The 10,942-nt window shown below is 78.4% G+C and carries 12 protein-coding genes; 5 read left to right on the forward strand and 7 right to left on the reverse strand.

Annotated features, from left to right (window positions below; all coding sequences use genetic code 11):
• Nucleotides 1-225: 225 nt before the first annotated feature.
• Together ACRYMN_RS19850 and ACRYMN_RS19855 are read left to right on the forward strand one after the other, a co-directional pair.
• Nucleotides 226-732: a phage holin family protein gene (locus ACRYMN_RS19850; protein ID WP_432498942.1), complete on the forward strand. Its 507-nt coding sequence runs from the start codon at nucleotides 226-228 to the stop codon at nucleotides 730-732.
• An 11-nt stretch (nucleotides 733-743) separates the two neighbouring features.
• Nucleotides 744-1,679, forward strand: coding sequence for an alpha/beta fold hydrolase (locus ACRYMN_RS19855; protein WP_432498944.1), 936 nt, complete (start codon nucleotides 744-746; stop codon nucleotides 1,677-1,679).
• A 63-nt stretch (nucleotides 1,680-1,742) separates the two neighbouring features.
• On the opposite strand, the gene ACRYMN_RS19860 is transcribed toward ACRYMN_RS19855, so the two are convergent.
• The 3 genes from ACRYMN_RS19860 to nth are packed head-to-tail and all read right to left on the reverse strand — an operon-like array spanning nucleotide 1,743 to nucleotide 4,506.
• A complete protein-coding gene (locus tag ACRYMN_RS19860) occupies nucleotides 1,743-2,951 on the reverse strand; it encodes a MarP family serine protease (RefSeq protein ID WP_432498947.1) in 1,209 nt (402 codons plus the stop codon).
• A complete protein-coding gene (locus ACRYMN_RS19865) occupies nucleotides 2,948-3,661 on the reverse strand; it encodes an NUDIX hydrolase (protein WP_432498949.1) in 714 nt (237 codons plus the stop codon). The genes ACRYMN_RS19860 and ACRYMN_RS19865 overlap by 4 nt, the downstream gene beginning before the upstream one ends.
• Nucleotides 3,658-4,506 (reverse strand): endonuclease III, encoded by an 849-nt coding sequence (nth, locus tag ACRYMN_RS19870; protein ID WP_432498951.1) that lies wholly within the window; start codon nucleotides 4,504-4,506, stop codon nucleotides 3,658-3,660. The genes ACRYMN_RS19865 and nth overlap by 4 nt, the downstream gene beginning before the upstream one ends.
• Nucleotides 4,507-4,565: 59 nt before the next feature.
• Between nth and ACRYMN_RS19875 the strand changes: the two genes are divergently transcribed.
• Nucleotides 4,566-5,156, forward strand: a complete 591-nt coding sequence (locus tag ACRYMN_RS19875; protein ID WP_432498953.1) for a hypothetical protein — start codon at nucleotides 4,566-4,568, stop codon at nucleotides 5,154-5,156.
• A 49-nt stretch (nucleotides 5,157-5,205) separates the two neighbouring features.
• Entirely contained in the window at nucleotides 5,206-5,922 is a 717-nt protein-coding gene (locus ACRYMN_RS19880) for a Crp/Fnr family transcriptional regulator (RefSeq protein WP_432498955.1), read from the forward strand.
• A gap of 29 nt (nucleotides 5,923-5,951) precedes the next feature.
• Here ACRYMN_RS19880 and ACRYMN_RS19885 read toward each other — a convergent pair whose 3' ends face one another.
• The 4 genes from ACRYMN_RS19885 to ACRYMN_RS19900 form a co-directional block, all read right to left on the reverse strand.
• Nucleotides 5,952-6,692 carry an MBL fold metallo-hydrolase gene (locus tag ACRYMN_RS19885; RefSeq protein ID WP_432498958.1) on the reverse strand — a complete coding sequence of 247 codons (741 nt, stop codon included), beginning with the start codon at nucleotides 6,690-6,692 and terminating at the stop codon, nucleotides 5,952-5,954.
• Nucleotides 6,693-6,748: 56 nt separating this feature from the next.
• Nucleotides 6,749-7,228, reverse strand: coding sequence for a RidA family protein (locus ACRYMN_RS19890; protein ID WP_432498960.1), 480 nt, complete (start codon nucleotides 7,226-7,228; stop codon nucleotides 6,749-6,751).
• A complete protein-coding gene (gene sp36, locus ACRYMN_RS19895; RefSeq protein WP_166611200.1) occupies nucleotides 7,225-7,383 on the reverse strand; it encodes a Sp36 family protein in 159 nt (52 codons plus the stop codon). Before sp36 ends, ACRYMN_RS19890 begins: the two co-directional genes overlap by 4 nt.
• A 99-nt stretch (nucleotides 7,384-7,482) precedes the next feature.
• Nucleotides 7,483-7,854: a WhiB family transcriptional regulator gene (locus ACRYMN_RS19900; RefSeq protein WP_432498962.1), complete on the reverse strand. Its 372-nt coding sequence runs from the start codon at nucleotides 7,852-7,854 to the stop codon at nucleotides 7,483-7,485.
• A 409-nt stretch (nucleotides 7,855-8,263) separates the two neighbouring features.
• On the opposite strand from ACRYMN_RS19900, the gene ACRYMN_RS19905 reads away from it, so the two are divergent.
• On the forward strand, nucleotides 8,264-10,795 hold the full coding sequence (locus ACRYMN_RS19905; protein WP_432498964.1) for a penicillin-binding protein: 2,532 nt from the start codon (nucleotides 8,264-8,266) through the stop codon (nucleotides 10,793-10,795).
• Nucleotides 10,796-10,942 lie beyond the last annotated feature (147 nt).

The raw sequence follows: 10,942 nt of genomic DNA on the forward strand, positions 1-10,942 counted from the left end.
CCCCCCCCCCCCCCCCCCCGGAGCGCCCCCCCCCCCCCCCCCCGCACCCCCCCCCCCCCCCCCCCCCCCCCCCCCCCCCCCCCCCCCCCCCCCCCCCCCCCCCCCCCCCCCCCCCCCCCCACTCCGCCGCGCCGGGCCGCGCGGCGCACCCGCGCGTGCGCCCCTGCCGCCCCGTAGGGTTCTCCCGGCACACCGGCACCGCGCGCGGTGGCATGAGGAGGACCCATGACGACACTGGACGGCCGCGGGGCCACCGCGGCGTCGGCCAAGGCCGGCGGCCCGGCGACGCCCCCCGAGCGCACCGTCGGCCAGCTCGTGGCCGACGCCACCAAGGACGTCTCCGAGCTGGTGCGCTACGAGGTCGCGCTCGCCAAGGCGGAGATCACCGCCGACGTCAAGAACGGCGCCCTGGGCGGCGGGCTGTTCGCCGTCGCCGGCGTCTTCGGCTTCGTGGCCTTCGTCTTCCTGGGCGTCACCGTCGCCCAGGCCCTGCACGAGGGCGCCGGGTGGCCGCTGTGGCTGTCCTTCCTCGTCGTGGCCGTCGCCATGCTGCTGGTCGCCGGCGCGCTGGCCGCGGTCGGCTTCGGGCGCGTGAAGAAGGTCGGCCCGCCGCGGCGCACCATCCGCTCCACGAAGGAGACGATCGCGGTGGTCAAGGCCGCCGCCTCCGGCGAGCCGGTCACCAAGACGATCCCGGGCACCCCCGCCGAGCGCGCGAGCATCGGGCGCTGACGCGGCCCGCCGTGGCCGCACCCGCCACCGACGTCTCCGCGGTCCTCGTCGAGGGCCCGTGGCGTCACCGCCTGGTCGCGGCCCACGGCGCCCGCTTCCACGTCGCCGAGCTGGGCAGCGGCCCGCTGGTGCTGCTCCTGCACGACTTCCCGCAGTTCTGGTGGGCCTGGCGCGCCCAGCTCGTCGCCCTGGCGGCGGCCGGCTACCGCGCGGTGGCCATGGACCTGCGCGGCTACGGCGCCAGCGACAAGCCGCCGCGCGGCTACGACACGCCCACCTCCGCGGCCGACGCGGCCGCGCTCGTGCGCGCGCTGGGCGAGCGCGACGCGGTCGTCGTCGGCCACGGCGTCTCGGGCCGCACGGCCTGGGCGCTGCCCTCCCTGCACCCCGGCCAGGTGCGGGCGGTCGCCGTGGTCGGCGCCGCCCACCCCCTGGTGACGCACCGAGTGCTGCTGGACCGGCTGCGCGGTGGGGGTCCCGACGGCGCGCGCGGCTCCCTGGGCACCACGGCCGCCGCGCTGGCCCGCCAGCTGCCGGTGCTGCCCGAGCGCCGGCTCGTGCACGGCGACGGCGTCGAGCGGGTGCTGCGCTCGCGCTCGGCGCCCGGCTGGCCGCACCCGCGGGACGTCGAGCGCTACGCGCAGGCGGTGCGGGTGCCGTTCGTGGCGCACTCGGCGCTGGAGCACCACCGCTGGGCGGCGCGCTCGGCGGTGCGCGCCGACGGCCGGCGCTTCGCCGCGGCCCTGCGCGCGGGCACGCGCGTGCCGGTGCTGCAGGTGCGCGGCGAGCTCGACCCCACCGTCGGGCCGGCGGCCCTGGCCGCCTCCGGGCGCTACGCGCACGGCCCGCACCGCGTCGTGCAGGTGCCCGGGGCGGGGCACTACGTGCCCGAGGAGGCCCCCGAGCGCCTCACCGGCGTCCTCACCGGCTGGCTCGCCGGCCTCTGAGCGGCCCGGGGCGCCCCGCGCCGCACGTCACCGCGCGGTGCACGCGCCGCCCCGCGCCGCGCGTCACTCCGCGGTGCACGCGCCGGTGGGCACCGGCCGCGTCGAGGAGCCCGCGGCGGCGAGCACCGCGTCCAGCTCCGCGGGGGTGAGCGCGTAGCCGGTGAACTCGTCGTCCAGGCTCTTGGCGAACACCACGCCCGCCACCCGCCCGTCCTCGGTGAGCAGCGGCCCGCCGGAGTTGCCCGGCTGCACCTGCGAGTACACCGAGTACACCTCGCGCACCACCGGCGCGCTGTCGTAGACGTCGCGGCCCTCGGCGCGCACCACCTGCCGCACCCGTGCGGTGGCCAGCGTGTACGGCCCGTCCAGCGGGAAGCCGGCCACCACGGCGGCGTCCCCGCGCGCCAGCACCGCCGAGCGCGGCAGCGCCTCCACCCGCAGGCCCGGCACGTCGAGCACGGCCAGGTCGCGCGCGGGGTCGTAGGCGACCACCTCGGCCGGGTAGCGCCGCCCCGCGCCCTGCGGCTGCACCAGCGGGCCGTCCACGCCGGCCACGACGTGCGCGTTGGTGACCACGCGCGCCGAGCCGTCCAGGCGCGCGGCGACGAAGCCGCTGCCCTCCAGCCCGCGCCGGCACGCCCCGGCCACCCCGGTGACCTTCACGACGGCGCCCTGCGCGGCGCGCAGCCCCGGCGTGTCCGGCACCGCGGGCGCGGGCGGGTCCACCGGCGCGATCGGCTCGCGCTCCAGGCCGTCGAAGACGCGCGGGAAGCCGGTGGCGCCGGCCGCGGACCACACCCGCCCCACCACGGCGCCGGAGTCGGCGGGCACGGCGGCGTCCACGGCGCCGACCACGCGCGAGCCGGCGACGGCCTCGACGACCGCCGGCAGCGGTGCGGTGCGCGCGGCGCCGGCGACGACCCACACCACCAGCAGCGTGGCCAGCGCCCCCGCCAGGGCGCCCAGCGCGGAGTCGGCCAGGCGCGCCGGGCGCCAGCGCACCCGGCTGCGCAGCCGCGCCGCCAGGGCCGAGAGCAGCACCCGGCCCACCACCGCCAGCACCACGGTGCCCAGCACCACCGCCAGCGTGCGGCGCACCCCGGCCGGCCAGCCGTCGGCCAGGCCGGGCAGCACCAGCACGCCGAGCACCGCCCCGCCCACCAGGCCCACCAGGCCGGCCAGACCCACCAGCAGGCCCTCGCGGTAGCCGGCGGCCAGCTGCGCCAGCAGCAGCGCCACCAGCAGCAGGTCCAGCACCAGCGAGCCGCTCACGCAGCACCGCCGCGGGGGGGCCGGGGTGCGCCGGCCGCACCGGGTGCGCCGGCGGCGCGGCCCAGGGCCTGCTCCAGCGTCAGCTCCACCGGCCGCGGGTCCCCCTCGGGCAGCAGCCCGCCCAGGGCGAGCACCCGCACCAGCACCTCGGCGGTGAAGCCCCACACCAGCAGCCCGCGCACCGCGAACGCCGGGCCGCTGTAGCCGCCCGGCCCGCGCACGCGGTGCACCGCGCCGGCCGCCAGCAGCTCGCCCAGCGGCACCCGCTCCACGCGCGCGACCTCCGCGGCGTCGCGCACCCCCACCGGCGAGGGCGCGCGCCAGTGCGCCACCACGGGCGTCACCGAGTGCTGCGAGTGCGACAGCTCCAGCGGGGGCAGCTGCCCGAGCACGTCGACGCCGGCGGGGTCCAGGCCGGTCTCCTCGGCGGCCTCGCGCAGCGCGGTGGCGGCCGCGGAGGCGTCGGCGGGCTCGCTGCGCCCGCCGGGGAAGGCGACCTGCCCGGAGTGCTGGCGCAGCGTGCCGGCGCGCTCGGTCAGCAGCACCTCCGGCCCGGCGGGGCCGTCCGCGAAGAGCACGAGCACCGCCGCCGGCCGCGCCCGCCCCGCGCCGGCGCCCGGGTCGCGCCGGGCCGGGCCGGCGGCGGTGACGCCCGGCAGCCGCTCGGCCAGCGGACGCAGCCACGCCGGCACCGCGGCGGCGGAGCTCACCGCGCCGCCGCGGCGGGCGGGTCGGCCGGGGGGGCGGCGGGCGGGTCGGCGGGCGGTCCGGCGGGCGGGTCGGCGGGCGGGTCGGCGGGCGGGGCGGTGGGCAGGACGGGCGCGCGCGGGGGCACCGGCCCGCGCACCAGCGCCGCCGCGCGCACCGGGTCGGTCTCGCCGGTGCCGTACGAGGGGCACAGCCGCGCCACCGCGCACGCCCCGCACGCCGGCTTGCGGCTGTGGCAGGTGCGCCGCCCGTGGAAGATCATGCGGTGGTTGAACATCGTCCAGCCGCGGCGCTCGATGAGCTGCGCCAGGTCGGCCTCGACCTTCACCGGGTCCTCGTGGCGGGTGAAGCCCAGCCGGCGCGACAGGCGCCCCACGTGGGTGTCCACGGTCAGCCCCGGCACGCCGAAGGCGTCGCCGAGCACGACGTTGGCGGTCTTGCGCCCCACCCCGGGCAGGCGCACGAGGTCCTCCAGGCGCCCGGGCACCCGCCCGCCGTGCTCGGCCACCAGCGCCGCCGACAGCCGCAGCAGCGCGTCGGCCTTGGCGCGGAAGAAGCCCGTGGGCAGCACCACGGCCTCCAGCTCGGCGCGCTCCGCGCCGGCGAGGTCCACCGGCTCGGGCCAGCGCGCGAACAGCGCCGGGGTCACCGTGTTCACGCGCGCGTCGGTGCACTGCGCCGACAGGACCGTGGCGACCAGCAGCTGGAACGGGGTGGTGAAGTCCAGCTCGCAGTGGGCGTCCGGGTAGCGCTCCGCCAGCAGGCGGTGCACCTTGCGGGCGCGGCGGGTGCGGGCCAGCGGGCTCTCGGCGTCGGCGTCGAGGGCGGCCCGGGGCGTGCTGCTCACGGCGACGAGGTTACGTCCCGCCCCCGACCCCGCCCGGCGCCGGCGACGATCGCCCCCTCGTGCCAGCACCCGACCGCGGCCCCGCCGCACCCCCCACCACCGCGCCCGTCGGCCCGAGCGGCGTCGGCCCGAGCGGCGTCGGCCCGAGCGGCGCGCTCACGGCGGTGCTCGTGGACCGCGAGCTGCGCGAGCTGCCCCTGCCGGCGCTGCGCCGGCGCCGCGAGCTGCTCGTGGAGGAGGTGCGCCGCGCCGGGCACTGGACGCGCCTGGTGCGCGCGCGCCGCGACCTGCTCGTGGCGGCCACCGTGGGCGCGGACGCGCTGGCGGTGCCGGTGGAGGCCGGCGCGCACGGCGGCCCGCTGGAGGCGCACCTGGCCGCCGAGCTGCCCGCGCCGCGCGAGGGGCTGCCGCCGGTGGCCGACCCCAACCGAGCCCTGCGCGGCCTGGTGCTCACCGACGCCGCCGCCGGCGGGGCGGTGGAGGAGCTGCGCGCGCTGGCGGTGGCCGCGCGCCGCCTGGGCGCCTACGAGGACGCCCTGGAGGCGGAGCTGGAGCTGGTCACCGACGTGCTCGTCCAGCGCTACCGCGAGCTGGTCGGCCCGCCGGCACCCGCTGCACCCGGCGCGCGCGGGGTGGTTGCGGCACAATGATCCCCGGCGCGCCCACCCCGGTCGCGCAGCCGCACGGGGAGGTCTGTCGGTGGAGCACGCGCAGGGCGAGGGCGTCGCGGACGCCGAGGGCCTGGGGGACGTCGTCCGCCGGGCGCCGCTGTTCGCGGGCCTCGACGAGGAGGCGGCCGGTGAGCTGCTGAAGTCGATGGAGCGCGTGCACCTCGAGCGCGGCGAGCAGCTCTTCGCCGAGGGCGACCCGGGCGACCGGGTGTACGTGGTCAACAGCGGCAAGATCAAGCTGGTGCGCCGCTGGCCCGACGGGCGCGAGAACCTCCTGGCGGTCATGGGGCCGGGGGAGATGTTCGGCGAGCTGTCGCTGTTCGACCCGGGCCCGCGCACCAGCTCGGCGCGCGCGGTCTCCGAGGCGGACCTCATCGCCCTGCAGCACGACGACATGATGGCCTGGCTCACGCGCCGCCCCGAGGTGGCCAAGCACCTGCTGCAGGCGCTGGCGCAGCGCCTGCGCCGCACGAACGTCACCCTGGCCGACCTCGTCTTCACCGACGTGCCCGGCCGCGTCGCCAAGGCGCTGCTGGACCTCTCGCGCCGCTTCGGCCGGCCCATCGCCGACGGGCTGCTCGTGGCGCACGACCTCACCCAGGAGGAGCTGGCGCAGCTGGTCGGCGCCTCGCGCGAGACGGTGAACAAGGCGCTGGCGGACTTCGCCTCCCGCGGCTGGCTGCGCCTGGAGGCGCGCGCGGTGGTCCTGCACGACATCGAGCGCCTGACCCGCCGGGCCCGCTGAGCCCGCCGGGCGCTCAGCCCGCTGGGCGCTCAGCCAGGCAGGTCCACGCCCAGGTGGGCCAGCTGCGCGCGCACCGACATCCGCGCGGCGTCGGCCAGGGTGCCGCGCAGCTGCCCGCGCCCGGCGCCGTAGACGGCGCCGACGACCGCGTCGACGTCGCCGGCGCCGGCGTCCACGGCCGCGCGCACCTGCTCCAGGCGCTCGAGGCGGTGCTCGAGCTGCTCCTGCAGCACCGCGCGCGCCCCGGTGCGCGCCGGCCCGTGCCCGGGCAGCAGCGCCCCCAGCGGCCCGGCCGTGTCGAGCGCGAGCAGCCGGTGCAGCGAGGACAGGTACGAGGCGAGGTCGCCGCCGGGGGCCAGCACGGTGCTGCCGCGGCCCAGGACGGTGTCGCCCGTGAGCAGCGAGCGCTCCTCCTCCACGAGCAGGCACACGGAGTCGGCGGTGTGCCCGGGGGTGCGCAGCACCCGCAGGCCGAGGTCCTGCGCGGTCAGGACGGCGTCGTCGGGGGCGTCGTGGGCGAGCAGCACGTCGGGGGAGCCGGCGGCCGCGGCGAAGGCGCCCACCCCGGCGGCGTGGTCGTGGTGGTGGTGGGTGGTCACCACCAGGGCGCAGCGCAGGCCGCGCCCGACCAGGTGCGCCAGGACCGCGTCGCGGTGCGCGCCGTCGTCCGGGCCGGGGTCGACGACGACGGCCTCGCCGGCGCCGGGCGCGGCCAGCACCCACGTGTTGGTGCCGTCCAGCGTCATCGGCCCGCGGTTGCCGGCGAGCACGCAGGCGGCGCGGCCGGTGACCGGCCCGCCCGCCCACGGCTCGCGGCGCGCGGGGCTCAGCTGCGCACCCGCACGGTGACCTCGACCTCCACGGGGGAGTCCAGGGGCAGCACCGCCACGCCCACGGCGCTGCGGGCGTGGCGCCCGGCGTCGCCGAAGACCTGCCCGAGCAGCTCGCTGGCGCCGTTCGCCACGGCCGGCTGGCCGGTGAACGCCGGGTCGCTGGCCACGAAGACCACGACCTTGACGACGGCCTCGACCTCGTCGAGGCCGCCGGCCGCCTCCGCGGCGGCCGCCAGGGCGTTGAGCGCGCACGTGCGCGCCAGGTCGGCGGCCGTGATCGGGTCGACCAGCCCGTCGCCCTGCCCGACCTTGCCCGTCAGCGGCAGCACGCCGCCGGTGGAGGGCAGCTGGCCGGAGGTGTGCACCAGGTCGCCGGTGCGCACCGCGGGCACGTAGGCGGCCACGGGGGCCGGCACCGCCGGCAGGACCAGGCCGAGCGCGGCGAGGCGCTCGGAGGGCGTGGGCGCGCTCACGCGCCGGTGGGGCGCTTGAGGTAGGCGACCAGGCCGTTGCCGTCGGGGCCGGTCACCACCTGCACGAGCTCCCACCCGTCGGACCCCCACTGGTCGAGGATCTGCTTCGTCGCGTGGACGATCAGCGGGACGGTCGCGTACTCCCAGGTGGTCATGGGCGCCACCGTAGCGGGGCGCCCGGGGGCCGGGGCCCGGACGTCGGTGTCCGGGGCCCGGCCCGTCGGGGACCTGCCGCGCGGTGACCGGCGCCGGGGTCAGACGGCGCGCAGGACGTCCTCGTCCACGCCGTCCACGCCGTGCACGCCGTCCGGCGCGCTGGTGCCCGAGCCGGTCACGGTGCCGGCGGCGGTGGCCAGGTGCGCGTCGCGCGCGGCCTCCAGCAGCCGGCGCCACGAGCCCACGTTCGGGCGGCGCTTGAGCAGGGCGCGCCGCTCCCGCTCGGTCATGCCGCCCCACACGCCGAACTCCACGCGGCTGTCGAGCGCGTCGGCGAGGCACTCGGTGCGCACCACGCACCCGCCGCAGATCGTCTTGGCGCGGTTCTGCGCCGAGCCCTGCACGAACAGCTCGTCGGCCGACGCGGACTTGCACGCACCGCGGCTGGCCCACTCCAACGTCCACACCATCGACGGTCCCTCCCGTCACGCCCCCTCGCGGACCACCGCGCGGCGGTGGTTCCCCCCGGAGGGGACGACCCTGTGAATCCCCCTGAACGCCCAGTGGCGGGCGCTGAAGGAGCGTAAGTTGGCCCGGCGTCCCGGCGTCAGAGCCATTCGGGAGCAATCCACCTAGTCCGTCCGGACTAGTCGGCGACCCCGGGCGCGCACGGCGTCCCCCTGCGGGGGGCACCCCCGGGCGGCCCGCGCCCGCCGGCACCTCCGGCCGCCGGCACCTCCGGCCGCGCGCCCCGCCGCGTCCCCGCGCGCTGCGGCACGGCCCCCGGGCCGGGTGGCGATCGGGTCACGATCGTGCGGAGCGCTCGTGGAGGTGCCCGGAGCGGGCGGACCTGTCGCCGGCGCCACGTACCCTGCTGGTATGGCGCCTGGTTCCCCGCACCGCCCCCTGCTCCGGCTGCTCGGCGCGTTCACGGCGGTCAGCGCAGCCGCCGGCGTGCTCGCGGCCGGCCTGGTGGTGCCGGCGGTCGCGGCCACGGGCGGCGCCGCCCGCCTGGGCGTGGACGTCTTCAACGAGCTGCCCGCCGAGCTGGGCGACCAGGAGCTGTCCGAGGCCACCACGATCCTGTGGCGCGACAACACGGTCATGGCGCGCGTCTACGACCAGAACCGCTCGGTGGTCGCCTTCGACCAGATCGCCCCGGTCATGCGCGACGCCATCGTCGCCATCGAGGACGACCGCTTCTACGAGCACGGCGCCGTGGACGTGCGCGGCATCGCCCGCGCGCTGGTGAGCAACGCCGGCGGCGGCGGCACCCAGGGCGCCTCCACCCTGACGCAGCAGTACGTCAAGAACGTCCTGGTCGAGCAGGCGGTGGAGGAGGGCGACGCCGAGGCCGCCGCGGCCGCCGTGGAGGCCGACGGCATCGACGGCTACGCCCGCAAGCTGCGCGAGATGAAGCTCGCCGTGGGCGTGGAGAAGGAGATGTCCAAGGACGACATCCTCGCCGGCTACCTGAACATCGCCTACTTCTACAACAACGTGTACGGCATCGAGGCCGCGGCGCAGTTCTACTTCTCCAAGCCCGCCGCGGAGCTGACGCTGCCGGAGGCCGCGCTGCTGGCCGGGCTGGTGAAGAACCCCGCCGGCTACGACCCCATCGACAAGGGCGAGGCGGCGGTGGGGCGGCGCAACGTCGTCCTGGACCGCATGCTGCAGGTCGGCAAGATCGACCAGGCCACCCACGACGCGGCCGTGGCCGCGCCGCTGGAGCTGCGGCTGCAGCGCTCGCGCCAGGGGTGCCTGTCGGCCGGGCCGGCGGCCTACTTCTGCGACTACGTCACCCACGTCGTCGCCCAGGACCCCACCTTCGGCGCCACCGTCGAGGAGCGTGAGGACCTGCTGCGCCGCGGCGGCCTGACCATCCGGACCACCCTCGACCCGAACGTGCAGCGCATCGCCCAGGACGCCGTCAACGCCGGTGTGAACCCCGGGCAGGCCGTGCGCACGGCCACGTCGGTCGTCGAGCCGGGCACGGGCAGCATCCTGGCGATGGCGCAGAACACCACGTACTCGCCCGACGAGGACGTCGTGGGCCAGACCACGCTGAACTACAACGTCAGCAAGGACATGGGCGGCGGCAACGGCTTCCAGCAGGGCTCCACCTTCAAGGCGTTCACCCTGGCCACCTGGCTCAAGGCCGGCCGGTCGCTGAACTCCGTGGTCGCCTCGCCGAGCTCGGGCAACGACCCCTTCAGCGCGTTCACCGCCTGCGGGCAGAAGCTGCGGGGCCCCAGGTACGAGTACTACAACTCCGAGTCCCGCAGCTCCGGGTCCATGACGGTGCGCCAGGCGACGGCGGCGTCGGTCAACACGGCGTTCGTCTCCATGGAGAAGCAGCTCGACATCTGCGACATCACCGCCACCGCGCAGTCGCTCGGCGTGTACAAGGCGGCGCCGACGAAGAACTTCCTCACCGGCGAGGTCAACCGCGACCTCGACCAGAACCCGTCGATGACGCTGGGCACGAACCTGGTGACGCCCCTGTCCGTGGCGGGCGCCTACGCCGCCTTCGCCGCCGAGGGCCTGTTCTGCCGGCCCACCGCCATCGAGGCCGTGTACGACACGAGCGGCGCGCCGCTGCCGGTGCCGTCCCCGGACTGCAAGCAGGTGCTCGACCCCAACGTCGCCCGCAACGTCACCGAGGCCCTCGAGGGCGGCTGGACCAGCGGCACCGCCCGCGGGGTCGAGCGCATCGGCAGGCCGGTGGCCAGCAAGACGGGCACCACCAACGACAGCGCGGACACCTGGTTCGCCGCCTACACCCCGCAGCTCGCCTCGGCGGTGTGGGTCGGGCACGCCAACGGCACGAGGTCGCTGAACCGCGAGCGCATCAACGGCCGCCGCTACCGCACGGTCTTCGGCGCCACGATCGCCGGCCCCATCTGGGCGAACACCATCGGCCCGGCCTCCCAGGCGCTGAACCTGCCGGTGCGCGGCTTCACCCCCGGTTCCGACGCGGGCCTGAGGACCACCACCACCGACGGGCGGCTGCGCGTGCCCAACGTCGTCGGCCGCAGCGTCTCCTCCGCCACCGCCGCCCTGGAGGCCGCCGGCTTCGACGTGCAGGTGTCCCGGCGGCGGGTCACCTCCAGCTCCGTGGCCGCCGGCCTGGTGGCCCAGCAGAGCGCCCGCTCCGCCGAGGCGGGAGCCACGATCACCCTGGTGCGCAGCGCCGGTGCCCCCGCGCCGGAGCCCGAGCCGGAGCGCAGCACCCCGGCGCCCGCGCCCAGCACCTCCGCGCCGGCGCCCGCCCCGGAGCAGCCGGCCCCGCCCGCCCCGGCGGCCCCGGCCGCGGACACCACGCCCGCCGCCGCCGACGCCGCGCAGCTCCAGCTGCCCGACGTCGAGGAGCTGCGCTCCCTGCTGCCGACGCCGGGCGCCGAGGGCTGACGGCCCCAGGGCCTGCGGTCCGCGAGGACCGACGACGACGGGGGGGGGGGGGGGGGGGGGGGCCCCCGCGGGGGGGCGGGGGGGGGGGGGGGGGGGGGGGGGGGGGGGGGGGGGGGGCGGGGGGGGGGGGGGTGGCGGCGGCGGGCG

It is taken from the genome of Kineococcus gypseus (genome assembly GCF_050871305.1).
GTDB classification, from domain to species: Bacteria; Actinomycetota; Actinomycetes; order Actinomycetales; family Kineococcaceae; genus Kineococcus; species Kineococcus gypseus.